27 protein-coding genes, 1 pseudogene and 1 riboswitch are annotated in these 25037 nt (G+C 74.4%); of the genes and pseudogenes, 12 read left to right on the forward strand and 16 right to left on the reverse strand.

Annotation, left to right across the window (positions count from 1 at the left end; all coding sequences use genetic code 11):
• Nucleotides 1-739: 739 nt before the first annotated feature.
• The gene (locus IE245_RS13925) at nt 740-1576 is read right to left on the reverse strand and encodes an alpha/beta fold hydrolase (RefSeq protein ID WP_189947148.1); all 837 of its coding nucleotides are present in this window, start codon (nt 1574-1576) and stop codon (nt 740-742) included.
• A gap of 321 nt (nt 1577-1897) precedes the next feature.
• Here IE245_RS13925 and IE245_RS13930 point away from each other — a divergent pair, with 321 nt between their 5' ends.
• Nucleotides 1898-2632: a GntR family transcriptional regulator gene (locus tag IE245_RS13930; protein WP_189947149.1), complete on the forward strand. Its 735-nt coding sequence runs from the start codon at nt 1898-1900 to the stop codon at nt 2630-2632.
• Nucleotides 2633-2730: 98 nt separating this feature from the next.
• Here the strand turns inward: IE245_RS13930 and IE245_RS13935 are convergent, their stop codons facing one another.
• On the reverse strand, nt 2731-3888 hold the full coding sequence (locus IE245_RS13935; RefSeq protein WP_189947150.1) for an ROK family transcriptional regulator: 1158 nt from the start codon (nt 3886-3888) through the stop codon (nt 2731-2733).
• A 174-nt stretch (nt 3889-4062) separates the two neighbouring features.
• Here IE245_RS13935 and IE245_RS13940 point away from each other — a divergent pair, with 174 nt between their 5' ends.
• Nucleotides 4063-4500, forward strand: coding sequence for a hypothetical protein (locus IE245_RS13940; protein WP_189947151.1), 438 nt, complete (start codon nt 4063-4065; stop codon nt 4498-4500).
• On the opposite strand, the gene mug is transcribed toward IE245_RS13940, so the two are convergent.
• From mug to IE245_RS13955, 3 genes are all read right to left on the reverse strand, one after another.
• Complete coding sequence (mug, locus tag IE245_RS13945; protein ID WP_189947152.1) at nt 4478-4999, reverse strand: G/U mismatch-specific DNA glycosylase; 522 nt, start codon at nt 4997-4999, stop codon at nt 4478-4480. The genes IE245_RS13940 and mug overlap by 23 nt on opposite strands.
• A 62-nt stretch (nt 5000-5061) precedes the next feature.
• The gene (purB, locus tag IE245_RS13950; protein WP_189947153.1) at nt 5062-6504 is read right to left on the reverse strand and encodes an adenylosuccinate lyase; all 1443 of its coding nucleotides are present in this window, start codon (nt 6502-6504) and stop codon (nt 5062-5064) included.
• A gap of 98 nt (nt 6505-6602) precedes the next feature.
• The gene (locus IE245_RS13955) at nt 6603-7385 is read right to left on the reverse strand and encodes an SGNH/GDSL hydrolase family protein (RefSeq protein WP_189947154.1); all 783 of its coding nucleotides are present in this window, start codon (nt 7383-7385) and stop codon (nt 6603-6605) included.
• A 64-nt stretch (nt 7386-7449) separates the two neighbouring features.
• On the opposite strand from IE245_RS13955, the gene IE245_RS13960 reads away from it, so the two are divergent.
• Nucleotides 7450-8469: a maleylpyruvate isomerase N-terminal domain-containing protein gene (locus IE245_RS13960; RefSeq protein ID WP_189947155.1), complete on the forward strand. Its 1020-nt coding sequence runs from the start codon at nt 7450-7452 to the stop codon at nt 8467-8469.
• Between the two features lie 74 nt (nt 8470-8543).
• On the opposite strand, the gene IE245_RS13965 is transcribed toward IE245_RS13960, so the two are convergent.
• The 7 genes from IE245_RS13965 to bioB all read right to left on the reverse strand — a co-directional run bounded on the left by IE245_RS13965 (nt 8544) and on the right by bioB (nt 15265).
• On the reverse strand, nt 8544-9563 hold the full coding sequence (locus IE245_RS13965; protein ID WP_189947156.1) for a hemolysin family protein: 1020 nt from the start codon (nt 9561-9563) through the stop codon (nt 8544-8546).
• Complete coding sequence (locus IE245_RS13970) at nt 9560-10900, reverse strand: hemolysin family protein (RefSeq protein ID WP_189947157.1); 1341 nt, start codon at nt 10898-10900, stop codon at nt 9560-9562. The genes IE245_RS13965 and IE245_RS13970 overlap by 4 nt, the downstream gene beginning before the upstream one ends.
• A gap of 201 nt (nt 10901-11101) precedes the next feature.
• Nucleotides 11102-11527 carry a GNAT family N-acetyltransferase gene (locus IE245_RS13975; protein ID WP_189947158.1) on the reverse strand — a complete coding sequence of 142 codons (426 nt, stop codon included), beginning with the start codon at nt 11525-11527 and terminating at the stop codon, nt 11102-11104.
• Between the two features lie 67 nt (nt 11528-11594).
• A complete protein-coding gene (locus IE245_RS13980; RefSeq protein ID WP_189947159.1) occupies nt 11595-11939 on the reverse strand; it encodes a VOC family protein in 345 nt (114 codons plus the stop codon).
• 49 nt (nt 11940-11988) lie between these two features.
• Nucleotides 11989-12705 carry a dethiobiotin synthase gene (gene bioD, locus IE245_RS13985; RefSeq protein ID WP_189947160.1) on the reverse strand — a complete coding sequence of 239 codons (717 nt, stop codon included), beginning with the start codon at nt 12703-12705 and terminating at the stop codon, nt 11989-11991.
• A 19-nt stretch (nt 12706-12724) separates the two neighbouring features.
• Nucleotides 12725-14005, reverse strand: coding sequence for an adenosylmethionine--8-amino-7-oxononanoate transaminase (locus IE245_RS13990; RefSeq protein ID WP_189947161.1), 1281 nt, complete (start codon nt 14003-14005; stop codon nt 12725-12727).
• A gap of 9 nt (nt 14006-14014) precedes the next feature.
• The gene (gene bioB, locus IE245_RS13995) at nt 14015-15265 is read right to left on the reverse strand and encodes a biotin synthase BioB (protein WP_189947162.1); all 1251 of its coding nucleotides are present in this window, start codon (nt 15263-15265) and stop codon (nt 14015-14017) included.
• A gap of 206 nt (nt 15266-15471) precedes the next feature.
• Here bioB and IE245_RS14000 point away from each other — a divergent pair, with 206 nt between their 5' ends.
• Both IE245_RS14000 and IE245_RS14005 read left to right on the forward strand, forming a co-directional pair.
• The gene (locus IE245_RS14000) at nt 15472-16650 is read left to right on the forward strand and encodes an 8-amino-7-oxononanoate synthase (protein ID WP_189947163.1); all 1179 of its coding nucleotides are present in this window, start codon (nt 15472-15474) and stop codon (nt 16648-16650) included.
• 186 nt (nt 16651-16836) lie between these two features.
• The gene (locus IE245_RS14005; RefSeq protein WP_189947164.1) at nt 16837-17274 is read left to right on the forward strand and encodes an ATP-binding protein; all 438 of its coding nucleotides are present in this window, start codon (nt 16837-16839) and stop codon (nt 17272-17274) included.
• A 24-nt stretch (nt 17275-17298) separates the two neighbouring features.
• Here the strand turns inward: IE245_RS14005 and IE245_RS14010 are convergent, their stop codons facing one another.
• From IE245_RS14010 to IE245_RS14025, 4 genes are all read right to left on the reverse strand, one after another.
• Entirely contained in the window at nt 17299-17742 is a 444-nt protein-coding gene (locus IE245_RS14010) for a cytidine deaminase (RefSeq protein WP_189947165.1), read from the reverse strand.
• 107 nt (nt 17743-17849) lie between these two features.
• Nucleotides 17850-18326, reverse strand: coding sequence for a C40 family peptidase (locus tag IE245_RS14015; protein ID WP_189947166.1), 477 nt, complete (start codon nt 18324-18326; stop codon nt 17850-17852).
• Between the two features lie 3 nt (nt 18327-18329).
• A riboswitch (cyclic di-AMP (ydaO/yuaA leader) is annotated at nt 18330-18451 on the reverse strand.
• Between the two features lie 398 nt (nt 18452-18849).
• Complete coding sequence (locus IE245_RS14020) at nt 18850-19155, reverse strand: hypothetical protein (protein ID WP_189947167.1); 306 nt, start codon at nt 19153-19155, stop codon at nt 18850-18852.
• Between the two features lie 7 nt (nt 19156-19162).
• Nucleotides 19163-19789 carry an ATP-dependent Clp protease proteolytic subunit gene (locus tag IE245_RS14025; protein WP_189947168.1) on the reverse strand — a complete coding sequence of 209 codons (627 nt, stop codon included), beginning with the start codon at nt 19787-19789 and terminating at the stop codon, nt 19163-19165.
• Nucleotides 19790-19843: 54 nt separating this feature from the next.
• Between IE245_RS14025 and IE245_RS14030 the strand changes: the two genes are divergently transcribed.
• The 7 genes and pseudogenes from IE245_RS14030 (at nt 19844) to IE245_RS14060 (ending at nt 24947) form a co-directional block, all read left to right on the forward strand.
• On the forward strand, nt 19844-20143 hold the full coding sequence (locus tag IE245_RS14030) for a type II toxin-antitoxin system Phd/YefM family antitoxin (protein ID WP_189947169.1): 300 nt from the start codon (nt 19844-19846) through the stop codon (nt 20141-20143).
• Nucleotides 20144-20382: 239 nt separating this feature from the next.
• Nucleotides 20383-20685: an urease subunit gamma gene (locus IE245_RS14035; protein WP_189947170.1), complete on the forward strand. Its 303-nt coding sequence runs from the start codon at nt 20383-20385 to the stop codon at nt 20683-20685.
• Nucleotides 20686-20697: 12 nt separating this feature from the next.
• Nucleotides 20698-21006 (forward strand): annotated as a pseudogene (locus IE245_RS14040) (urease subunit beta); the annotation flags it as partial.
• A 103-nt stretch (nt 21007-21109) separates the two neighbouring features.
• Nucleotides 21110-22831 carry an urease subunit alpha gene (locus IE245_RS14045; protein WP_189947171.1) on the forward strand — a complete coding sequence of 574 codons (1722 nt, stop codon included), beginning with the start codon at nt 21110-21112 and terminating at the stop codon, nt 22829-22831.
• Nucleotides 22831-23493, forward strand: coding sequence for an urease accessory protein UreF (locus IE245_RS14050; protein ID WP_189947172.1), 663 nt, complete (start codon nt 22831-22833; stop codon nt 23491-23493). Before IE245_RS14045 ends, IE245_RS14050 begins: the two co-directional genes overlap by 1 nt.
• A gap of 15 nt (nt 23494-23508) precedes the next feature.
• On the forward strand, nt 23509-24204 hold the full coding sequence (gene ureG / locus IE245_RS14055) for an urease accessory protein UreG (RefSeq protein ID WP_189947173.1): 696 nt from the start codon (nt 23509-23511) through the stop codon (nt 24202-24204).
• Complete coding sequence (locus IE245_RS14060) at nt 24201-24947, forward strand: urease accessory protein UreD (protein WP_189947174.1); 747 nt, start codon at nt 24201-24203, stop codon at nt 24945-24947. The genes ureG and IE245_RS14060 overlap by 4 nt, the downstream gene beginning before the upstream one ends.
• Nucleotides 24948-25037 lie beyond the last annotated feature (90 nt).

The following is a 25037-nucleotide window of genomic DNA, read 5'->3' on the forward strand; positions in this document are numbered from 1 at the left end:
GCCGCTGCTCGGCCGCGGCGGGCTCGCCCACCTGCGGCTCCTCGGCGCCCGCCAGTGGGTACGGATCGCGGCCCTGGCCGCCGTCGGCATGATCGGCTTCAACCTCGCGGTTCTCGCGGCCGAGCGCACCGCCGAACCCGCCGTCCCCGGGGTCGTCGTCGGCTGCGCGCCGATCGTGGTCGCCGTCCTCGTCCCGCTCCTCGAAGGACGGCGGCCCGCGCCGCCCGTGCTGTACGGGGCGCTGCTCGTCGCCGCCGGCGCCTTCACCGTGCAGGGATGGGGGCGCACCGATCCGGCCGGGCTCGGCTGGTCGCTGGCGGCGCTCGCGGGCGAGGTCGGCTTCACCGTCCTCGCGGTGCCGGTGCTGCGCCCGCTCGGGCCCCGACTGCTCACGGTCGCCGTCTGCGGGGTCGGCGCGGTGGAGGCCGCGCTGCTCGGGCTCGTCGTGGACGGGGCCGGTTTCGTGCGGATGCCGACCGGGGTGGAGGCGGGGGCGCTGCTGTGGCAGGCGGTCCTGGCGACCGTCGTCGGCTTCGTCCTCTTCTACATGGGGGTCCAGCGCATCGGCATGGAGCGCGCCACGCTCTACACCGGTGCCATCCCGGTGGCGGCGGCGCTGAGCGCGGCCGTGGTCGGCCAGGCCGCCCTCGGGCTGCCGCAGGCGGCCGGCGGCCTGCTGGTCGGCGCCGGGGCCGCGCTCGGCACCGGGCTGCTGACCCGGCGGAAGGCGGCGACCGGCTCAGCCGGTGGCGCTGCCGTCGAGGACGACGCGCGCCACGAGCGCGGGGTCGTCGTTCATGGGCACGTGACCGCAGCCGGGCAGCCGCACGAGGCGCGCGCCGGGCAGGGTCCGCTTGGCGCGGACGCCCTGGCGGCGCGGGAGGAGCCGGTCCCGGCCGCCCCACGCGAGGGTGACCGGCAGGGAGGGGAGGTCGTCGCGGAAGAGGACGGTGCGGCCCGCCGCGAGGGTCTCGTCGAAGCCGGTGGCCCCGCGCAGCGCCATCGTCTCGGCGGCGGCCGCCTCGGGTGAACGGCGGCCCGGCCGGGCGTAGATGGCGCTGGTGAGCAGGGTCCGGCCGGCCGGGGTGCGGGAGAGCCGGCCGATGAGGGGGACGGGCATCGCCCGGGCCGAGGCGCGCATCGCGCGCAGGGTCGTGAAGGCGTACCGGCGCTCGGCCTCGGACCAGAATCCGGCGGGGGAGAGGGCGGTGACCGAGCGGACGGCCTTCTCGCGGCCGAGCTGGAGGGCGAGCAGTCCGCCGAGCGAGTTCCCCGCCACGTGCGGGCGTTCGGCGCCGACGGCCGCGCAGAAGGCCGTGAGCACCGGCGTCACGGTCGACAGGTCGTAGGCGCAGCCGGGCGGGAGCCCGTCGGAGGCGCCGAAACCGGGCAGGTCGACGGCGATGACGTCGCGCTCGGCGGCCAGCACGTCGAGGACGGGTTCCCAGGCCTGCCAGTGGTGTCCGATGCCGTGGAGCAGGAGCAGCGGTTCGCCCGCCCCGCGGCGCTCGTACGTCAGGGACGTGGTGCGCGGACCCCGCGGGGTCTCGAACTCGAACGCGATCCGTGCAGGCATGCCGACTCCCTCGCACATCGTCTTAGACGTCCTGTCAGCAAGCATTGCCGGTCGGTAGGCGCGAGTTCAAGAGCCGTGCGCCGACGAGTCCGAGGCCCCGTCCGCCGACCCGGCGGACGGGGCCTCGTGCTGCGCGCACCTCACGGAGGTGCGAACGTCCTGTGAACGATCAAGGTCAGAGGGTCACATTTCCGGACGTTCGGCGGAGGATTGGTCTTGACCAAGGTGGTGGCTCGCCTTATCGTCGCAGAGTTAGTGCAGGAACCTTTAATAAACAAGGGCGCGGAAACGCCGCGGGACACGGCGAATTCGGAGGACAGGGTGGGGACCACGCAGCTGGAAACGGTCCAGGAACCGAAGTACCAGCACCTCAAGACGGTGATCGGCGAAGCTCTCGACTCCGACTTCGCGGTCGGCGAGATCCTGCCCAACGAGCGCGAGCTCGCGGCCCGCTTCGGCGTCGCCAGGGCCACGCTCCGCCAGGCCCTGGAGCAGCTGGAGCTGGAAGGGCGCCTCCAGCGCCGGCGCGGTGTCGGCACCACGGTCGCGCCCCCGCGCGTCGGCGTCGACGTCTCGACCACGCAGCAGGCCTGGCCCGGTGTCGGCGACGACGCCTGGCAGGCCCAGGACTCGGTCCTCGGGACGGCGCCCGCCGCCGTCGCCCGCCTCCTGGAGGCCCCGGCCGGCGCGTCCGTGCACGTGGTCCGCCGGGTGCGGCTCAGCCAGGGGCAGGCGGTCGCCGCCGAGCTGCTGTACGTGCCCGCCGGCTCGGTCGCCGGGCTCACCGCCGACGCCGACGGGTCCGCGAGCGCCCCCGCCGTGCTGCGCGAGCTCCAGCACCTGGCCCTGGACGGCCAGGACCGTTCCGTGGAGCTGGGTTCCGCGCGCGCCGACGACGCCAAGGAGCTCGACCGGCTGCCGGGCTCGCCGGTGCTCGTCGTGACGACCCGTTACCTCTCCGGAGGCCGTACCGCGGCCGTCTCCGTCGCCACCTACCGTGCCGACACCTGCCGCCTCACCTTCGGCGACTCCGCCGACCTGGCGATGGCCTCCTGACCCCAGGAGCGCCCGCCGCCGCGAGCGGTACGACGAAGATCCGGCCCCACCGGGGCCGGGTCTTCGTCGTACCGGGTCGTCGTGCGCGGGCGGGACGCTCAGCGGCGGGCCGTCACTCCGCCCTCGACCGCGAACAGCTGCTCCTCGACGTGGTCGAGGGCGAGCCGCAGCGCGCCCGTCCCGACGGCGGCCTCGCCGAGCAGCGAGAGCACCACCCGCGGCGGGCGCAGGCAGAAGCGCGCCAACTCCTCGCGGAGCGGCGGGAGCACCCCGTCCAGGCCGGCCGCCCAGCCGCCGACCACGACCAGTTCCGGGTCGAGCGCCAGGACGAGCGCGCCGACGTCGTGCACCAGCCGCTGGGTGAACCGCTCCACGGCGGCCCTGGCCCGCGCGTCGCCCTGCCTGGCCAGCGCGAAGACCTCCGCCACCGCCTGCTCGTCCAGCGGGTGCAGCGGCTCGTCCGTCGTCGACAGCAGGTGTTCCGGAGTCACGCCCCGCCCCAGCAGGTGCAGCGCGCCGATCTCGCCGGCCGCGCCGCCGTACCCGCGGTGCAGCCGGCCGCCGATCAGCGAACCCGCTCCGGGGCTCAGCCCGGCGAGGACGAAGACGATGTCGTCGGAGTCGGTCGCGGCGCCCTTCCAGTGCTCGGCGACGGCCGCCGCGTTGGCGTCGTTCTCCACGATCACCGGGCAGCGGAAGGAGCGGCGCAGCCGCTCGCCCAGGGCCAGTCCCGTCCAGCCGGGGAGGGCGGTGCCGAGCCGGACCGTCCCGTCGGCCTCCACGATGCCGGGGGTGCCGACGCCGACCGCCCGCAGGCTGGACCGGGGCACCCCGGCCCGGCGCAGGACGTCGGCGACGACCGCGCGCACCTTGTCGAGCCGCTCGTCCTCGGGCGCGGTCTCGGACACCTCGCGGGCGCCGGCGCCGATGATCCGGCCGTCCAGGCCGGAGAGGAGCGCGGCCACGCGGTGCGGACCGATCTCGATGCCGAGCAGATGGCCGGCCTCGGCGCGGAAGCGGAACCTGCGGGCCGGGCGGCCCTGACGGCGGGCCTCGCCCTCCTCGGGCGCCACCTCGACGACCAGACCGCCTTCGATGAGACCCTCGACGACGCCTTCGACGGTCGGCCGCGACAGGCCGGTGATCCGGGTCAGGTCCGTCAGCGTGCGCGCGTCGGAGCCCCGCAGCGCATGGAGCACCACGGCGGAATTGATCCGCCGCAGCAGAGACGGATCCCCGCCGGTCAGCCGCCCCACCGTGTGTCCTCCCAGCTCGTGCCCGTCTCAGCCGGATGGTACTCAATGGTTCCGGAAGCGGCGACAGCCGCCCCCGGCCCGTGTCCGCGACGTGCCCGCGACGTGTCCGCGCCGGGACCCGGGGGGCGGGCTGACGGGAGGCCACCTGTCAGTGGGGGGCGGTTCACTGGGGCCATGACGACGACACGACTCCTGTCGGAGCTCGACTCGCTGCGGACGCGGGCGTTCCCCGCGTCTCCGGAGCGCTCCGGCGACCTCGACAGCGGGCCCGGCTTCCACGTCGCCGCGCTGGCCACCAGCGAGGACTTCTGGGAGTCCGGCCCCGAGCGCCGGGAGGCGGTCGAGGAGCGGTACGAAGCGGAGCGCGACGGGCTGGCCGCGGTGCTCACGGCCCGCTGGGGCGAGCCCGACCGGATGAGCCTGTGGCCGCTGCACGCCCGCGGCATGGAGGGGGAGGAGCTGCCCGAGCCCTGGGGGGTGCTCTGCGCGCACGTCCCCGACCTGGTGCTGTGGCGGATCGGCGCCCGTCGGCTGGGGCTGGGGATCTCGCAGTGGGACAAGGAGCTGCCGTTCCAGCTCCTCGCCGTCGTCACCGAGGCGGATCCGCCGTAGCGGCCGCCGGCGGCAGGCCCGCGGCCTCCCTGAGGCGGGCGTACTCCTCGGCCATGGTCCGCGTCGTCCAGTGCGCGTTGAGCCCGCTGGGATTGGGCAGCGCCCAGATCCGGGTCGTGCCGATGGCCCGCTCCTGCGGGCCGATCGCCGCCTTCGGTTCGCCGAAGGCCGTGCGGTAGGCGGTGACGCCGACGACCGCGAGCCAGCGGGGCTTCAGCCGCAGGACCTTCGCGGTGAGGATCCGGCCGCCCTCGACGTACTCCTCGCGGCTCAGCTCGTCGGCGCGCGCGGTCGGCCGGGCCGCGACATTGGTGATGCCGAGCCCGTACGCGAGCAGTTCGTCCTGCTCGTCGGGGCGCAGCAGGCGCGGGGTGAAGCCCGACAGGTGCAGCACCGGCCAGAAGCGGTTCCCGGGGCGGGCGAAGTGGTGTCCGGTCGCGGCGGTCATCAGGCCCGGGTTGATGCCGCAGAAGAGGACGGCGAGGCCGCCCCCGGCCACGTCGGGGACGACGCGGTCGCGAGCGGCCTCCAGCTCCTCGCGGGTGAACCGGCGGGCGCGGGTCAGAGGATCGCCCCGGGGGTGTACGCGGCGGCCTCCGGGTGCTGCTTGACGAGCTCCTCGATCCGGGAGACGACGGTCGCGACCTGGTCGGCGGCGGCACCGGTGAAGGAGAGCTTGTCCGCCATCAGCTCGTCGAGCCGCGCGCGGTCCAACGGGATGCGCTCGTCGGCGGCGAGCTTGTCGAGCAGCTCGTTGCGCTCGACGCCCTGCTCGCGCATGGCGAGGGCCGAGGCCACCGCGTTCTCCTTGATGGCCTCGTGGGCGAGCTCGCGGCCCACGCCGGCGCGGACCGAGGCCATGAGCACCTTGGTGGTGGCGAGGAAGGGGAGGTAGCGGTCGAGCTCGCGGGCGACGACGGCCGGGAAGGCGCCGAACTCGTCGAGCACGGTGAGGAAGGTCTCCAGGAGGCCGTCCAGCGCGAAGAAGGCGTCGGGCAGGGCCACGCGGCGGACCACGGAGCAGGACACGTCGCCCTCGTTCCACTGGTCGCCGGCCAGCTCGCCGGTCATCGAGGCGTAACCGCGCAGGATGACCATGAGGCCGTTGACGCGCTCGCAGGAGCGGGTGTTCATCTTGTGCGGCATCGCGGAGGAGCCGACCTGGCCGGGCTTGAAGCCCTCGGTGACCAGCTCGTGGCCGGCCATCAGGCGGATGGTCTTGGCGAGGGACGACGGCGCGGCGGCCAGCTGCACCAGGGCGGTGACCACGTCGTAGTCGAGCGAGCGCGGGTAGACCTGGCCGACCGAGGTGAAGGCGTGCGCGAAGCCGAGGTGACCGGCGATCCGCTGCTCCAGCTCGGCGAGCTTGCCGGCGTCGCCGCCGAGCAGGTCGAGCATGTCCTGGGCGGTGCCCACCGGGCCCTTGATGCCGCGCAGCGGGTAGCGGCCGAGCAGCTCCTCCAGGCGGGCGTACGCCACGAGCAGCTCGTCCGCGCCGGTCGCGAAGCGCTTGCCGAGGGTGGTGGCCTGCGCGGCGACGTTGTGCGAGCGGCCGGCCATGACCAGCTCGCCGTACTCGGCGGACAGCTTGCCGAGGCGGGCGAGGACGGCGACCGTGCGGTCCCGCACCAGCTGCAGGGAGAGGCGGATCTGGAGCTGCTCGACGTTCTCCGTGAGGTCACGGGAGGTCATGCCCTTGTGTACGTGCTCGTGGCCGGCGAGGGCGTTGAACTCCTCGATCCGGGCCTTCACGTCGTGCCGGGTGACCTTCTCGCGCTCGGCGATGGAGCCCAGGTCGACCTGGTCGAGCACCCGCTCGTAGTCGGCGATCGCCGCGTCCGGGACCTCGATCCCGAGGTCCTTCTGGGCGCGCAGCACGGCGAGCCACAGCCGGCGCTCCAGCTTCACCTTCTGCTCGGGGGACCAGAGGACGGCGAGCTCCGCGGAGGCGTAGCGGCCGGCCAGGACGTTGGGGATACGGGGCTTCACAGTCGCAGCAGTCACGGGTCCAGAGTTTACTGGTGATTTCTGCAGGCCAGCGCCGTGGCCCGGGCTGGAGCTTGCTACGAGACCCAGGTCACGCCGCCGGCCGTCCCCGCCGGTCAGACCTCGGACCGCGTCTCGTACGGCAGCAGCTCCGGCCGCTTGGGCGGGCGGCCGTCGCCGGACGAGCGGCCGGTGAGCCGGCGGCCGATCCACGGGCCCAGGTGCTCCCTCGCGAACCGGGCGTCCGCGACGCGCCGGGTCACCCAGCCGGCCCGTACGGCGGCGGGCAGCGGCTCCCGCCAGTCGTGTCCGGGAGCGAGCCCCAGCGTCTGCCACACCGCCTCGGCCACCCGCCGGTGGCCCTCGGCGGTGAGGTGCAGCCGGTCCACGTCCCACAGCTGGGGGTCGGCCAGGACGGGCGCCCCGTACAGGTCGACGACGAGGGCGCCGTGCCGGGCGGCCAGGTCGTCGATGTGGGCGAAGAGCTCCTCCATGCGGGGGCGGAAGCGGTCGAGCACCGGGCCGTTCCGGCCGGGGCTGCGCATCAGGACGAGCTGCCCGCAGGACGGTGTGAGGCGTTCCACGGCCTCGGTGAGGAGGCCCTTCACGCGGCCCATGTCGACCTTGGGCCGGAGGGTGTCGTTGAGCCCGCCGACGAGGGTGACGACGTCGGCCTCCATCCCTGCGGCCAGGGGGACTTGCTCCTCGACGATCTGGCCGATGAGCTTGCCGCGCACGGCGAGGTTGGCGTACCGGAAGCCGGGCGCGCGGGCCGCGAGCCGGCCCGCGAGGACGTCCGCCCACCCCCGGTAGGAACCGTCGGGCCTCAGGTCCGACATACCCTCGGTGAAGCTGTCCCCGACGGCGACGAGACTGTTGTACGTGGCATTGATCTCCATGGCGGAGCCGATCATACCGCGCGGTATGCGCGGTCGCCGAGGAGAACCCGGGAGGGGAAACCCGATGAGCGACGCGCTCCTGAACGCGCTGGCCGAGGCACTGGCCGGGCTGGTGACCGCGGTCGAGACCAGCGACGAGGACGTCCTCGACCCCGACACCGCCGTGAAGTGGCTGGAGGACACCGGACACGTCCTCCGCGGCCTCGGCGCCGCCGACCGGCACGCCCTCGACCGGCTCTTCCGCGAGGCCGCCCTCCGGCAGCCGCCCGGCCCCCGGCGCGCGCACCTGCTCCTGGTCTCCGAGGGCTTCGGGCTCGACGAGGACCCCCATCTCGCGGCCGTCGACGCCGTCGCCGACCACGCCCTCCGGTACGCGCACACCGTCCGCGGCGCCGACCCGGCGACACCCGTCCCGACCTGCCCCGGCTGGACGCTCGGCGACCTCACCCGCCACCTCGGCACGATCCACGGCTGGGCCGAACACCTGGTGACCGCCCGCCCCGCCACCCGGGTCCGCCCGGGGGACCTGGCCCTCGACCCGCCGGCCGACCCGGCCTCGTACCCCGGCTGGTTCGCCGCCCGCGCCGAGGGCTTCGCCGCCGCCGCCCGCGCGGCCGACCCCGCGGCACCGGTCTGGTCGCCGGGAGCGGAGCCGTACGTCCGCCACTACCCGCGCCACGTCCTCGCCGAGACGGTCGTCCACCTCGCCGACGCCGAGATCGCGCTCACCGGCACGGCCCGGCCGCTCGCCCCCGGCCCGGCCGCCGAGGCCCTCGACCACCACCTCGCCACCGCGCCCCACATCCCCTGGATCGCCGAGCCGCTCGCCCACCTCGACCGCGACGGCGCCGTGCTGCGCCTGGACGCGCGCGACAGCGGCGCCGCCTGGACGCTCGTCCTCGGCGGCGGCGGCTTCGCCTGGAGCCGGGGGAGCGGCGGCACCGAGCCGACCGCGACCGTCACGGCGGACGCCGGCGACCTGCTGCTCCTGATGCACCGGCGGTACGACGCCGACGATCCCCGCTTCACCCTCGCCGGCGACCGCGGCCTCCTCGACGACTGGCTCGCGGCCGGCGCGCTCTGAGCGGTGCCGTACGACGGGAAGGGCCCCGGGAACCGAGTTCCCGGGGCCCTTCCCGCGCGGCGTCGGGGCCGGCGTCACGGCGCCAGAGGGCGCCCCACCAGCTCGCGGAGGACGTCCTCCATCGTCACCAGGCCGGCCAGCTTGCCGTCCTCGTCGAGCACGCCGGCCAGGTGCGTCCGGCTGCGGCGCATCGCCGTCAGCACGTCGTCCAGCGGCGTCGCCGCCCGCACCCGGGCGATCGGCCGCAGCGCCGACACCGGGAACGGCAGGTCGCGCGGGGTGATGTCCAGGGCGTCCTTCACATGGAGGTAGCCCAGGATCCGCCGGTCGGAGTCGACGACCGGGAAGCGGGAGAAGCCGGACTCGGCCGAGAGCGCCTCCAGCTCCTCCGGAGTGGCGCCCACCCGCGCGTACCGCACCGCCTCCACCGGCATGACCACGTCCCGGACCGGGCGGCGGCCCAGCTCCAGGGCGTCGTGCAGCCGCTCCGTCGCGCGGTCGTCGAGCAGCCCGGCGTCGCTCGCGTCGGAGACCATCCGGGCCAGCTCGTCGTCCGAGAAGGTCGCCGACACCTCGTCCTTCGTCTCCACCCGCAACAGCTTGAGCAGGGCGTTCGCGAAGGCGTTGATCGTGAAGATCACCGGCCGCAGGGCGCGGGCCAGGGCGACCAGCGGCGGGCCGAGGATCAGCGCCGTCTTCGCCGGCTCGGCGAGCGCGATGTTCTTCGGGACCATCTCGCCGAGCAGCATGTGCAGATAGGTGGCCACGGTCAGCGCGATCACGAAGGAGATCGGGTGGACCAGGCCGTGCGGCACGCCGACCGCGTCGAAGACGGGCTCCAGGAGGTGCGCGATGGCCGGCTCGGCCACGATGCCGAGCACCAGGGTGCACAGCGTGATGCCGAGCTGCGCCGCCGCGAGCAGCGCGGAGACGTGCTCCAGGCCCCAGACGACGCTGCGGGCGCGCCGGTCGCCGGACTCGGCGAGCGGCTCGATCTGGCTGCGCCGGACCGAGATCAGGGCGAACTCGGCGCCGACGAAGAAGGCGTTCACGACCAGCGTGAGCAGACCGATCAGAAGCTGGATCGCGGTCATCGGTGGTCCTCCCCGCTCTCGTCCTCGTCCTCGGGGAGCGGCGCGTGCATCAGGACGCGCGCGGCCCGCCGCCCGGAGGCGTCGACCACGTCGAGGCGCCAGCCGCCGATCTCCATGGTGTCGCCGACGGCCGGGATGCGGCCCAGGCCGGTGGCGAGGACGCCGGCGAGGGTCTCGTACGGCCCGTCCGGCACCTTCAGGCCGATGCGCTCCAGCTGGTCGGTGCGGGCGGCTCCGTCGGCCGACCACAGGAGCCGGCCGTCCTCGTCCGCCCCGGCGCGCGCCAGGTCGGAGGTCTCGTGCGGGTCGTGCTCGTCGCGCACCTCGCCGACGACCTCCTCGACGATGTCCTCCAGGGTCGCGACACCGGCCGTGCCGCCGTACTCGTCGATGACGACGGCCATCGTCTGCTTGCCGGAGAGCCGGTCGAGCAGTTTGTCCACGGTCAGCGTCTCGGGCACGAGCAGCGGCTCGCGCGCGATGTCGCCGACGCGACGCAGCCGCCGCTCGTCCGCCGGTATGGCCAGGACGTCCTTGATGTGGGCGATGCCCACGACGGTGTCGAGGTTGCCCCGGTAGACGGGGAAGCGGGAGAGGCCGGTGGCGCGGGTGGCGTTGGCCACGTCCTCGGCGGTGGCCTGGACCTCCAGGGCGGTCACCTGGACGCGCGGGGTCATCACGTTCTCGGCGGTCAGCTCGGCGAGGTTGAGGGTGCGGACGAACAGCTCGGCGGTGTCCGCCTCCAGCGCGCCCTCCTTCGCCGAGTGGCGGGCGAGCGCCACGAGCTCCTGCGGGGAGCGGGCGGAGGCCAGCTCCTCGGCCGGCTCCATGCCGAGGCGGCGCAGGATCCGGTTGGCGGTGTTGTTGAGGTGGCCGATCAGCGGTTTGAACGCGGCGGTGAAGACGCGCTGCGGGGTCGCGACGACCTTGGCGACCGTGAGGGGCGAGGAGATCGCCCAGTTCTTGGGGACCAGCTCGCCGACCACCATGAGGACCACGGTGGACAGGGCCGTGCCGAGGACCAGGCCGATCGAGGAGGCCACGGAGTCGGAGAAGCCGAGCGCCTCGACGGGGCCCTTGATCAGCGCGGCGATCGAGGGCTCGGAGAGCATGCCGACGACCAGGTTGGTGACGGTGATGCCGAGCTGGGCGCCGGAGAGCTGGAAGGTGAGCGACTTGACGGCCTTGAGGGCGCCGGCGGCGCCGCGCTCGCCGCGCTCCACGGCCGCCTCCAGCTCGCCCCGCTCGACGGTGGTCAGCGAGAACTCCGCCGCCACGAACGCGCCGCACGCGAGCGACAGGAGCAGCGCCACCAGGAGCAGGAGCACTTCGGTCATCGGTTCACCTCCGTCCCATGATCGGTCAGCGGGGCACGGAGTGCGCGATGTCGGCTGTGTCGATGTCGGCTACTGGGAGGCTCGCCCATGGGCGGACGTTCACACCTTTCGGTCGTCTCGGTCGGTCTCTCGGCCGTCCGAAGGAGATCTCATGGTAAAGGATCGGCAAAGCGACTGACGGATTGCCCGGTGGACGGTCCGTCACCCGGCGAAGGGCTTCACCCAGCGGCGCCACTGGTCCTGCCGCGCGTACCCCGCCGCACCCCAGGCGTGGTGCGCCCGCTCGTTCTCCTCCAGGACCATCGCGTCCGCCCGCCGCCCGCCCAGGGCGGCGAATCGTTCCTCCGCCGCCGCGAGCAGCGCCTTGGAGATCCCGCGCCTGCGGTACGAGGGGTGCACCGCGAGCCGGTAGAGCGAGGCCCGCCAGCCGTCCCAGCCGGCGATCACGGAACCGGCGATCCGGTCGCCGTCCACGGCGAGGATCAGCGCCTCGGGGTCACGCGCGAGGAGCCGCTTCACCCCGTCGAGGTCGTCGGATATGGAGGTGCCCTCGGCGGACTCCCGCCAGAAGGAGAGGACGGCCTCGGCGTCGGCGGGCACGGCGGCACGGAGCGTTGTCTCGATCACGGCCCGATCCCATCACGCGGGCACGGAGCCCGGCCAGCGGGTTCCGCACCGTGGACGCGGCCGCCGGTCACCCCGTGACGAAGCAGAACTCGTTGCCCTCCGGGTCCCGCATGACCTGGAAGGAACCCTGCTCGTCGGTGACGGGACCGCCGACGCGGACCGCGCCCAGCGGCGCCACCTCGTCGGCCGCTGCCTCCGGATCGTCCACCTCCACGTCGAGGTGGAGCCGGTTCTTCACGGCCTTGCCCTCGGGCACCCGCTGGAAGGCGACGCGGACGAAACCGGGCGGCTCCACGTACGACCAGTCGGGACTCCGGTCGACGGGCTCCCCGCCGAGCAGCCCCGCCCAGAAACGGACCAGCGCGGCCGGATCGCCGCAGTCGTACACGAGCTCCTGTACCTGTGCGCGCATCCCCTCACCCTAGGGGAGGGGACGCGCGCCGGGAGGGGACGCGCGCCGGTCAGGCGCCGGCCGCGCGCCCGAACGCCCCCGCGTCCCACGTGCCGCCGAGGGCCGGGGCGAGCCAGCCGGCCGCCGCCGACCGGAAGGCCGCCGGGGCCAGCGCGCCCGAGCCCTCCGGCACCGCGCCGAGCAGCGGCGCGCCGGCCGCCTCCGGCAGGTCGGCGAGATTGCACCGCGCGGCGAGGTCCGGCTCCGCCGGCCAGCTGCCGACGACGACACCGAGCTGCTCGATCCCGCGCGCCCGCAGCGCCTCGGCCGTCAGCGCGGTCGAGTTCAGCGTCCCGAGCCCGGCCGGCGCCACCACGAGGACCGGCGCGCCGAGCAGCCGTGCCACGTCGGCGAGCGTGCCGCCGTCCTCGTCGAAGCGGACGAGCAGCCCGCCCGCGCCCTCGACGAGCACCAGGTCGTGCCCGTCGGCGAGCGCCCGCGCCGCCTCCGCGGCCCGCTCGGGCCCGACCGGGGCCATCCCCGCCCGCCGGCTGGCCGTGCCCGGGGCCAGCGGCTCCGGGTAGCGGGCCAGCTCGGCGGCGGTCTTCGCGCCCGAGAGCCGCACGGCCTCGTCCGCGTCGCCCCGCTCGCCGGGCGCGAGCCCGGTCTGCGCCGGCTTCAGGACCGCCACCGAACGACCCGCGGCGACCGCCGCGGCGGCGACGGCCGCCGTGACGACCGTCTTGCCGATCTCCGTACCCGTCCCGCTGACGACGACGATGCCCATGCTGTTCCTCTCCTGCCGCTCAGCCCGCGGCCGCGGCGGCGCGCACCGCCGCGCAGATCCGGGCCAGGTCGGCGTCCTCGGTGACGTACGGCGGCATCGTGTAGACGAGGTCCCGGAAGGGACGCAGCCACACGCCCTCCCGGACCGCCGCCCGCGTGGCCGCCGCCATGTCGATCTCGTGGTCGAGCTGGACGACGCCGATCGCGCCGAGCACCCGCACGTCGCGGACGCCCGGGATCGACCCGGCGCCGGCGAGGCCCTCGCGGAGCCCGCCCTCGATCCGCTTGACCTCCAGCGCCCAGTCCCGGGACAGGAGCAGGTCGATGGAGGCGCAGGCGATCGCCGCGGCCAGCGGGTTGCCCATGAACGTCGGCCCGTGCGCGAGCACCGGCACCTCGCCCCGGGAGATGCCGTCGGCCACGGCGCTCGTGCACAGGGTCGCGGCCATCGAGAGGTAACCGCCCGTCAGCGCCTTGCCCAGGCACATCACATCGGGGGAGACCCCGGCCTGGTCGGCGGCGAACAGCGTGCCCGTGCGGCCGAAGCCGGTCGCGATCTCGTCGAAGACGAGGAGCACGCCGTGCGCGTCGCACGCCTCCCGCAGCACCCGCAGGTACCCGGGGTCGTGGAAGCGCATGCCGCCCGCGCCCTGCACCACCGGCTCCACGATCACCGCGGCCAGCTCGTCCGCGTGCCGCGCGACGGTGGCACGGAGGAGCTCCGCGTACGACTCCTCGTACGCGGCCGGCGGCTCGTCCACGAAGAGCTGTTGCTGGAGCACGCCCGACCACAGCCGGTGCATCCCGCCCTCGGGATCGCACACCGACATCGGCTGCCAGGTGTCGCCGTGGTAGCCGCCGCGCCAGGTCAGCAGCCGCCGCTTGCCGGGACGGCCGAGCGAACGCCAGTACTGCAGGCACATCTTGGCGGCTACCTCGACCGCCACGGAGCCGGAGTCGCTGAGGAAGACGTGCCGCAGCGGCTCCGGGGTGATCTCGACGAGCCGGGCGGCGAGCCGCACCGCGGGCTCGTGGGTGAGCCCGCCGAACATGACGTGGCTCATCCGGCCGAGCTGCCCGCGCGCCGCCTCGTTGAGCACCGGGTGGTTGTAGCCGTGCACGGCCGACCACCAGGAGGACATGCCGTCGATCAGCTCGTCGTGTCCCTCGGCCGGTTCGGCGAGCCGCAGCCGCACCCCGGACGCGGACGCGACCACCAGCGGCTCCGTACGGCCCGGCATGGGGCCGTACGGATGCCACACGTGCGCCCGGTCCAGGGCGAGGAGTTCGTCGTTGCGCATCGTCACCCGTTACGTGTTCGGGGCGAGGTCCGTGCCGGCGCCGCGGCGGCGCACCGCCACCAGGTCGGTCCGGGCCTCCGACGCCGCGGCCGGCACCTCGGCCGGGGCGTCGGCCGGAGCCGCCGCGTGGCCGCCGCACGGACCGCAGCCGCCGGCCGCCTCCCCGTGCCCGCCGCAGCCGGCCGACGCCTCGGAACCGCAACCGCCCGCCGACGCGTGCGAACCGGAGCCGCCGCCGGCCGCCGCGAGCGCGTCGGCGCGGTGGGCGGGGAGCGTGGTGGTGCCCGCGCCCTCCACCTCGAAGCCGGCGTCCGCGATCATGTCGAGGTCGGCCTTGCCGGCCTGGCCCTCGCTGGTCAGGTAGTCGCCGAGGAAGATCGAGTTGGCGATGTTCAGCGCCAGCGGCTGCATCGACCGCAGGTGCACCTCGCGGCCGCCCGCGATCCGGACCTCCACGTCGGGGCAGACGAAGCGGACCATGGCGAGGATCCGCAGGCAGCGCTGCGGGCTGAGGTTCCACTCCTTCGCCAGCGGCGTGCCCTCGAAGGGGATCAGGAAGTTGACCGGCACCGAGTCCGAGTCGAGCTCGCGCAGCGCGAACACCACGTCGACCAGGTCCTCGTCGGTCTCGCCCATGCCCGCGATCAGGCCCGAGCAGGCCGAGAGGCCCGCCGCGTGCGCCTTCTGCACGGTGTCCACCCGGTCCGCGTAGGTGTGGGTGGTGGTGATCTCGCCGTACGTGCCCTCGGAGGTGTTGAGGTTGTGGTTGTACGCGTCCGCGCCGGCCGTCTTCAGCCGCTCGGCCTGGCCGTCGGAGAGCAGACCGAGGCAGGCGCACACCTCGACGCCCTCGTTCTGCTCCTTGATCGCCTCGATGGTCCTGCCGACCCGCTCGACGTCCCGGTCCGTCGGACCGCGGCCGCTCGCCACCAGGCAGACGCGCTTGGCGCCGCCGGCGATGCCGGCCGCCGCCGCCTGGGACGCCTCGTCCGGCTTCAGCCAGGTGTACTTGAGGATGTCGGCCTTCGAACCGAGCCGCTGAGAACAGTACGAGCAGTCCTCCGGGCACAGCCCGGACTTCAGGTTGACCAGGTAGTTCAGCTTCACCCGCCGCCCGAACCACTGACGGCGCACCTTCCCGGCGGCCGCCACCACATCGAGCAGCTCGTCGTCGGAGGTCGCCAGCACGGCGAGCGCTTCTTCACGGGTCGGCGTCTCGCGCCGCAGCCCCTTCTCCACCAGCGTGTTCAGCAGGTCCATAAGGGCTGATCCTTGCCTACGGCACACCCCCGGGCCAAGGAGGATCTGAACAAACGGGCGTGATCGAGGTGTGTGTATGACCACATCCCGACCTCGGCCTCCTGCCGTTAGGGTCTGTGCGCTGCCTACAAAAGGCGTCGACCCCTGGCGCCGTACGGGTGCCGGCCCGAGGCGCCCGCCCCCGGTGCCGACCGAAGGAACGCCGCATGCCCCAGGCCCAGCCGACCCCGCCCGCGCACCGCGCCGCCTTCGACTGGACCGGGGCGGAGGCCCGCCGCCGGGCCGAGGCCGGCCTGGTCAGGACCCTGCGCCCGCGCCCGGCGGACTCGGACCTCCTCGACCTGGCGGGCAACGACTACCTCGGTCTGACCCGGCATCCCGAGGTGACCGGCGCGGCCGCCGGGGCCGCCCGCCGCTGGGGCGCCGGCGCGACCGGTTCGCGGCTCGTCACCGGCACGACCCGGCTGCACACCACGCTCGAAGAGGAACTGGCCGCCTTCTGCGGCTTCGAGGCCGCCCTCGTCTTCTCGTCCGGCTACACCGCCAACCTCGCCGCGCTCACCGCGCTCGGCGGTCCCGGCGCGCTGATCGTCTCGGACGCCGCCAACCACGCCTCGATCGTGGACGGCTGCCGGCTCGCCCGCGCCGAGGCCGAGGTCGTCCCGCACGCCGACCCCGACGCCGTACGCAAGACGCTGGAGGCGCACGAGGGACGGCGGGCACTCGTCGTCAGCGACTCGGTCTTCTCCGTCGACGGCGACCGGGCCCCACTGGAGGAGCTCGCCGCCGCCTGCCGCGCGCACGGGGCGGGGCTCGTCGTCGACGACGCGCACGGCTTCGGCGTCCTGGGCGCGGGCGGCCGGGGCGCGCTCCACGGCGCCGGGCTCGCGGGCGACGAGGACGTGGTGGCCACCCTCACCCTCTCCAAGTCGCTGGGCAGCCAGGGCGGTGCGGTCCTCGGCCCGGCCCGGGTGATCGAGCACCTGGTCAACGCGGCGCGCACCTTCATCTTCGACACCGGCCTGGCCCCGGCCGCCACCGGCGCGGCCCTCGCGAGCCTGCGGCTGATCGCCGCGGACCCGGGGCTCGCCGAGCGGGTCCGCGCGGTCGCCGGGACGCTCCACCGGAGGCTCACCGAGGCCGGGTTCGTCTCGGCCCGACCGGACGCGGCCGTGGTCTCGGTCCACGCCCCGGGGCCCGAGGAGGCCCTGCGCTGGGCGGCCGACTGCCGCGAACAGGGCCTGTCCGTGGGCTGCTTCCGGCCCCCGTCGGTGCCGGACGGCATCTCGCGGCTGCGGCTGACGGCCCGGGCGGACCTCACGGACGCGGAGGTCGAGCGCGCGGTCGCCACGATCGTGCGGACCGCGCCGGCCGGGGCCCGCTGAGGACCGCGCGCACCCCGGGCCCCCGATGCCGCCCACGCGCCGTCGACAGGCCGAGAGTTCACCGCTTCGGGCGACAGAACGGGGCATATCTCGGGAGAACGACCCACCCGGATGCCCGATCGGTGGCAGGCTGACGCGGAGCGCGAGCCGGGGCGACGTCCCCGGCGGGAAAGGGACCACGTCGCCATGGCAGATCACCAGGAAGCATCCGTCACCCTGCCCAGCGATCCGGCCGCGGTCGCCACGGCGCGGAGGTTCGTGGCGGAGGTGCTCGGCCGCTGGGGTCTGGACGACGACGGCGACACGGCGGACTCGATCCGGCTGATGGTCTCGGAGCTGGCCACCAACGCGGTGCTGCACACCTTCGGGCAGTCGCCCACCTTCACCGTCGAACTCCGGCTCGACCGCGAGGAGGTGCTGCGGATCGGCGTCACCGACAGCCATCCGCGCTTCCCGCGCCGGCTCCCGGCCGCCGTCCAGCAGGACAACGGCCGCGGCATGTCGATCATCCGGACCCTCGCGGCGGAGGCCGGCGGGCGGCTCTCGGTGACGGCGACCGCCGAGGGAGGCAAGACGGTCTGGATCACGCTGCCCTGGGCCGCGGCAGCCGTTCCGGCCTGCTGAACCGATGCGCCGGGACCGGACCGCTCACTCGGAGTGCTGCTTCGTCGAGGGCCACGCGCCGCCGGCGAAGTGGGGCGCCCAGTAGTAGGGATTGACCTCTTCGAGTCTGCGGGCGATCCAGCGGGTCGGGTCCTCGGGGTCGGGGACGCCGACCTCCACGTCGGGACCCCAGAGCGCGAGGCGCTCCTGGCAGACGCCGCACGGCGGCAGGATGACGTGACGGCCGTCCTCCGGGTCGCGGAAGACGCAGACGGACGCGGTCACCGCGCGGTCGAGGGTGTACGCCTGGCAGTAGGCGCCGGTCTCCTGGCACAGGGTGACGCTCGCGTGGATGTTGTCGAAGCCGACGCTCGTCAGGATCCGTCCGTCGTCGAGACGGACGGCGGCGGCCCCGCCGGGCTCCTCGGGGGGCCAGCGGCGGTCCAGCTGGGCTATGGCGGCGTCGACGAGTTCCTGATCGAGTGTCATGGCCGCATCCTATGAGCGGGGCGTGAAGAGGTGGGGGGAAGAGCGCCCGCGGTGAGGGGTGCGGCGGCGCCACCGCACCCGGGGACACCACCGCGGGCGCCGGTGGGTCAGCGCACGCGGCCGTAGGAGACCTTCGAGGACCAGATCCGGTCGAGCTTCACCCAGGAGCCGGTCTTGGGGGAGTGCCAGATCTTGCCGCTGCCGGCGTAGATCCCCACGTGGTAGACCCTGCCGCCCGAGTGGAAGAAGACCAGGTCCCCCTTCTGCCTGCTGCCGGCGGAGATGTGCCGGGTCTTGTTGTACTGCTGCTGCGCGGTGCGGGGCAGCGTCTTTCCCGCCTTCTTGTACGCGTAGAGCGTCAGCCCGGAGCAGTCGAAGCGGGTGGGGCCCGCCGAGCCGTACCGGTAGGGCGCGCCCTTCTTGGACGCCGCCACGTTCAGGGCCTTCGTCGCGTGGGAGGTGGCCGCCTGGGCCTCGGGAGCGGCTCCCGGTGCGAGGAGCGTGCCGCCGACGGCGGCGAGGGTGAGAGCCGAGACGGCTCCGGCCCGGGACAGCAGGGACGGGACATGCATCTGCGCAGTCATGCGCAACCCTTCGTCAGCCGCCTGTGAAGGATGACCTGTCGGGTTCGGGCAGGCGAAGATGCCCGGCCGCGGCTGCGGCTTCACCCCAAGGGACGGTCACGCCGGGGATACGGCGCGATCGACCCGTACTGCTCGGGTCCTCCACTCCTGCCGGTCCAATCCTGTCGACCAGACGTCCGGGACGGCGGCAGGACTCGGCGTCCGCCCGGACCGCCCCGCCTGGGTGGCGGGGGCTTGTCGTCGTCGAGGATCTTGTCCCACGAGACGGTCGAAAACCGAGTGGAAACAACGTTATGTGAGGCTCCTCACGACTGATCCATACGGGTGGACAAGAGGGTTTCGTGATCGTCGAGGTTTGGCCGACGAGCCCCGTACCAGCACCGGAATGCCCGATTCCGCCAAATGCGTACACCTGTTGTGCAACTCGCACACTTCATCTGTCGATCGCGCGACTACGCCGGACGGGGGAGCGATCCTGCGTCCCGTGTCGGCCGTACGGGGCTCGACACGACACGACGGAATGTCAATTGGCCCGTGTGTCGGGCACCGTGACGCGGGCGGCCCGCCGCTCGCCGTCCAACACCCGCAGCGCGCAGGCCAATGTCGTGGCGTGCACCTCGCTCTCGCCCCGCAGGTGCATGAGCGCCAGGGCCTCGCGCAGCGCCTCCGCCCGCCCGACCAGCGCCTGTGCGGCCCGCAGGGCCCCATAAGTATGCGAACCCCTGGATGGATTGATCTTTCCCAGGAGGTCGACGACTTCGAGGTACGCGTCGATCAACTGCCCCTCGGCGCGCGTCAGCGCGGGCAGCGGCGGAAGCTCCGGCACCATCGTGGCCTCACCACGCCGCCGGCGCGCCGGAACCGGCCCGGCGCGTGCCGACGACGGTGTCGACCAGGCCGTACGCGAGCGCCGCCGGCGCGTCCAGGACGGTCAGGCGCTCGGTGTCGGCGGCGACCTCGTCCGCCTCCCGCCCGGTGTGCGCGGAGAGGAGCTCCGTCATCACGCCGCGCAGCCGGAGCAGTTCGCGCGCCTGGAGGTCCAGGTCGGAGAGCTGCCCGGCGAACGGCTCGTCGAGGACCGGCTGGCGCAGGGTCACCCGGGCTCCGGGCAGCATCATGCGCTTGCCGGGCGCGCCCGCGGCGAGCAGGACCGCCGCCGTGGAACCGGCCTGGCCGAGGCAGGTGGTCTCCACGTCGCTCACCAGGCCGCGCATGGTGTCGTGGATCGCGGTCATCGCGGTGACCGAGCCGCCGGGGGAGTTGAGGTAGAGCGCGATGTCCCGCCCCGGATCCGCGTGGTCCAGGTGGAGGAGCTGGGCGATCACGTCGCTCGCGGCGACGTCGTCGACGGCCGTGCCGAGGAAGACGATCCGGTTCTCCAGGAGCTTCGCGTACGGATCGAGGGTCCGGGTGCCGTACGAGGTCCGTTCCGAGAACTCCGGCAGTACGTGACGTGCCTCCATGGGGCCTCCTTCTGTCAAAAATGTACAGGACGTACAGGCCGTAAGATGAGGAGCATGACCTACGAGATCCCGGTGACGCAAGCGCGGGCGGAGCTCGCCGACCTCATCAACCGCGTCGTGTACGGCGACGAGCGCGTGGTCGTGACCCGGCACGGGAAGCCGCTCGTCGCCCTGGTCTCCGCCGCCGACCTGGAACGACTCGAGAAACTGGAGGCCGAGGCGCGGGACGCCGCCGAGGAGCCGGTGATCCGTTCCGTCTCCGGGACCGGGCTCGTCGGCGGTCCCGGTTCCGCCACCGGTGAACAGCGCCGCTTCGGCATCGCCGCCCACCACCGCGACCCCGGCGCCGGCTGACGCGACCGGACGCGCCGCCGCACGGTCCGTCCGGCCGTCCGGCCGTCCGGCCGTCCGGCCGTCCGGCCGTCCGACGATCATGAAATCGCAAAGCAGGAGTTAACGCGCCGGAAAAACTTCCGCCCTAACGTGCAATGTCCGGCCGTCCACCGCATCTCCGCCGTTCAACAGCGTGTTGACGGTCGGTAGGGTCCGCAGCTGTCCGGGTGCGGCCCGGTGGACGACTGTGAGGTGGAAGAGTGCAGCTGAGCCCGCACGAGCAGGAGCGCCTGCTCATTCACGTGGCCGCCGACGTGGCGGAGAGGCGCCGTGCGCGCGGGGTGAGGCTCAACCACCCCGAGGCCGTCGCCCTCATCACCGCCCACATCCTGGAAGGCGCCCGGGACGGTCGCACCGTCGCCGAGCTCATGGCCTCCGGGCGCAAGGTGCTCTCCCGCGCGGACGTCATGGACGGGATCCCCGAGATGATCCACGACGTCCAGGTCGAGGCCACCTTCCCCGACGGCACCAAGCTCGTCACCGTCCACGACCCGATCGTCTGACGGGGGCCGCCGATGATCCCCGGAGAGATCCTCCACGCGGACGGGCCCGTACCCCTCAACGAGGGCCGCCCCGTCACCCGCCTCACCGTCCTCAACGCCGCCGACCGGCCCGTCCAGGTCGGCTCCCACTACCACTTCGCCGAGGTCAACCCCGGTCTCGACTTCGACCGGACGGCCGCGCGCGGTCTGCGCCTGCACATCGCCGCCGGCACCGCCGTGCGCTTCGAGCCCGGCATCCCCGTCGAGGTCGAACTCGTGCCGATCGCCGGCCGCCGGATCGTCCCCGGCCTGCGCGGCGAGACGGCCGGGCCCCTGGACGCGCCGACCGCGCCCGGCCCCCTGGACGCGCCGACCGCGCCCGGCCCCCTGGACGCGACGACCACGGCCGGCCCCTCGGGCGCCGCGGTCCCGAACGGAGACCCCCGTGCCTGACCTCCACCGCGCCGTCTACGCCGACCTGTTCGGCCCCACCACCGGCGACCGCGTCCGGCTCGCCGACACCGACCTCCTCGTCGAGATCGAGGAGGACCGCTGCGGCGGACCCGGCCGGGCCGGCGAGGAAGCCGTCTTCGGCGGGGGCAAGGTCATCCGCGAGTCCATGGGCCAGGCCCGCACCACCCGCGCCGAGGGCGCCCCCGACACCGTGATCACCGGCGCGGTCGTCATCGACCACTGGGGGATCGTCAAGGCCGACATCGGCGTCCGCGACGGCCGGATCACCGCCCTCGGCAAGGCCGGCAACCCCGACACCATGGACGGCGTCCACCCCGCCCTCGTCATCGGCCCCGAGACCGAGGTGATCGTCGGCAACGGCCGGATCGTCACCGCGGGCGGAGTCGACACCCACATCCACTTCATCTCGCCCACCGTCGTCGAGCAGGCCCTCGCCACCGGCATCACCACCCTCGTCGGAGGCGGCACCGGCCCCGCCGAGGGCACCAAGGCCACCACGGTCACCCCCGGCCCCTGGCACACGGCCCGGATGTTCGAGGCCCTCGACACCTTCCCCGTCAACATCGGCCTCCTCGGCAAGGGCAACACCGTGTCCCGCGAGGCGATGCACTCCCAGCTGCGCGGCGGCGCCCTCGGCTTCAAGATCCACGAGGACTGGGGGGCCACCCCCGCGGTCATCGACGCCTGCCTCGGGGTCTGCGAGGAGACCGGCGTCCAGCTGGCCATCCACACCGACACCCTCAACGAGGCCGGCTTCGTCGGCGACACCCTCGCCGCCATCGCGGGCCGGACCATCCACGCGTACCACACCGAGGGAGCGGGCGGCGGGCACGCGCCGGACATCATCACCGTGGTCTCCGAGCCCCACGTGCTGCCCAGCTCGACCAACCCGACCCGGCCGCACACCGTCAACACCATCGAGGAACACCTCGACATGCTGATGGTCTGCCACCACCTCAACCCCGCCGTCCCCGAGGACCTCGCCTTCGCCGAGTCCCGGATCCGGCCCTCCACCATCGCCGCCGAGGACGTCCTCCACGACCTCGGCGCGATCTCGATCATCTCCTCCGACTCCCAGGCCATGGGCCGCGTCGGCGAGGTGATCCTGCGGACCTGGCAGACCGCCCACGTCATGAAGAAGCGGCGCGGCGCCCTCCCCGGGGACGGCCGCGCCGACAACCACCGCGCGCGCCGCTACGTCGCCAAGTACACGATCAACCCGGCCGTCGCCCAGGGCATGGACCACCTCGTCGGCTCCGTCGAGCCGGGCAAGCTCGCCGACCTCGTCCTGTGGGAGCCCGCCTTCTTCGGCGTGAAGCCCCTCGTCGTCCTCAAGGGCGGCCAGATCGCGTACGCGCAGATGGGCGACGCCAACGCCTCCATCCCCACGCCCCAACCGGTGCTGCCGCGGCCGATGTTCGGCGCGCTCGGCCGGGCGGCCGCCGCCGGCTCCGTCAACTTCACCGCGGAGGCGGCGATCGAGGACGACCTGCCGCAGCGGCTCGGCCTGGCCAAGGAGTTCGCTCCGATCCGCTCCACCCGCCGCGTCACCAAGGCGGACATGCGGGAGAACGACGCCGTGCCCCGCGTCGAGGTCGACGCCGACACCTTCACCGTCACCATCGACGGCGAAGCGGTCGAACCCGCCCCCGCCGCGGAACTTCCGATGGCCCAGCGCTACTTCCTCTTCTGATGACGCGCTCGGCCCTCCTCGTGCTCGCCGACGGCCGGTTCCCCGCCGGCGGGCACGCCCACTCCGGCGGCGCGGAGGCCGCCGTCAAGGCCGGCCGCGTCCGCGACGCCGCGAGCCTGGAGGCCTTCTGCCGCGGGCGGCTGCACACCGCCGGGCTCACCGCCGCCGGTCTCGCCGCCGGCGCGGCCCTCGGCCTCGACCTCCACGAGCTGGACGCCGCCGCCGACGCCCGCACCCCCTCGCCCGCGCTCCGCGCCGCCGCCCGCCGGCTCGGCCGGCAGCTGATGCGGGCCGCCCGGGCCACCTGGCCGGGACCCGGACTCGACGCGCTCGCCGCCGCGTTCCCGCGCGGCGCGCACCAGCCCGTCGTCCTCGGCGTGACCGCGCGGGCCGCCGGCCTCGGTCCCGAGGACGCCGCGCACTGCGCCGCGTACGAGGCGGTCGGCGGGCCGGCCACCGCGACCGTACGGCTCCTGGGCCTCGACCCGTACCGGGCGACCGCCGTCCTCGCCCGGCTCGCCCCCGAGATGGACGAGGTCGCCGCCCGGGCGACCGCCGCCGCCCGCGAGGGCGTCGACGCGCTGCCCGCCGCCTCCGCGCCACTCCTCGACATCACCGCCGAACAGCACGCGGCCTGGCCCGTGCGCCTCTTCGCCTCGTAACACGGGAGTACGTCCATGCACCTCGACCACGGCCACACCCACCACGGCGCGATCTCCGCCGACGCCCGCCGGCCCGACGGCACCCGGCGCGCCCTGCGCGTCGGCCTCGGCGGCCCGGTCGGCTCCGGCAAGACCGCGACCGTCGCCGCGCTCTGCCGCGCCCTGCGCGACACCCTCTCGCTCGCCGTCGTCACCAACGACATCTACACCCGGGAGGACGCCGAGTTCCTGCTCCGCGAGGCCGTGCTGCCGCCCGAGCGGATCCGGGCCGTCGAGACCGGCGCCTGCCCGCACACCGCCATCCGCGACGACATCTCCGCCAACCTGGAGGCGGTCGAGGAGCTGGAGGACGCGGTCGGCCCGCTCGACCTGATCCTCGTCGAGTCCGGCGGCGACAACCTCACCGCGACCTTCTCCCGGGGCCTCGTCGACGCGCAGGTCTTCGTCATCGACGTCGCCGGCGGCGACGACATCCCCCGCAAGGGCGGCCCCGGCGTCACCACCGCCGACCTCCTCGTCGTCAACAAGACCGACCTCGCCCCGTACGTCGGCTCCGACCTCGGCCGGATGGCCCGCGACGCGGCCGAGCAGCGCGGCGAACTCCCCGTCGTCTTCACCTCGCTGCGGTCCGAGGAGGGCGTCGGGCCGGTCGCCGCCTGGGTGGGGGAGCGGCTCGCCGCCTGGACGGCCGCCCCGGCGCCCACCGCGTGAGCCTCCGCGCCACCGCCCGGATCGCCGCCGGGGCCGACGGCTCCCTGCCGGTCCTGGAGAGCGACGGGCCGCTCGCCCTGCGCCGCACCCGTGCCGCAGCCCCCGGCTGGTCGCGGGTGACGGTGGTCGGCGCGATGAGCGCACCGCTCGGCGGCGACCGGCTCGCGATCGAGACCGAGGTACGGGACGGGGCGCGGCTGCGGGTCGACTCGGCCGCCGCCACGCTGGCCCTGCCGGGCCGCGACCCGGCCCCGGCGGCGTACGACCTCCGGCTCCGCGTCGGCGCGGCGGCGTCCCTGCGCTGGCTGCCCGAACAGCTCGTCAGCGCCCACGGCTCCCACCTGCGGGTGCGCACCGCCGTCGAGCTCGCCCCCACCGCCCGCCTGGTGCTGCGCGAGGAACAGGTCCTCGGCCGGCACGGCGAACCGCCCGGCACCCTGGTCTCCCGGCTCACCGTCCGCCGCGCCGGCCGGCCCCTGCTCGACCAGGAGCTCGCGTACGGCCCCGGGGCCCCCGGCGGCTGGGACGGCGGCGCCGTCCTCGCCGGTCACCGCGCCACCGGTCAGCTCCTCGTGGTCGAACCGGCCTACGGGGAGGAGCCGCCGGCGGCGCGTCCGCTCGGCGAGCACGCGGTGCTCACCCCGCTCGCCGGACCGGCGGCGCTCGTCACGGCCGTCGCCCCCGACGCGCTGGCCCTGCGCCGGATCCTCGACGCCGCCCTGGCCGAACTCGCCCCCGAATGAGACGGATCGGGGTGTACCGCTCAGCGGACACCCCGATCCGGTTATGGGTTCGGCAAAGAAACTGGCGTTCGGACTGACGTGGCGCCCTCG

The sequence above is a fragment of the Streptomyces roseolus genome, from assembly GCF_014649855.1.
GTDB classification, from domain to species: Bacteria; Actinomycetota; Actinomycetes; order Streptomycetales; family Streptomycetaceae; genus Streptomyces; species Streptomyces roseolus.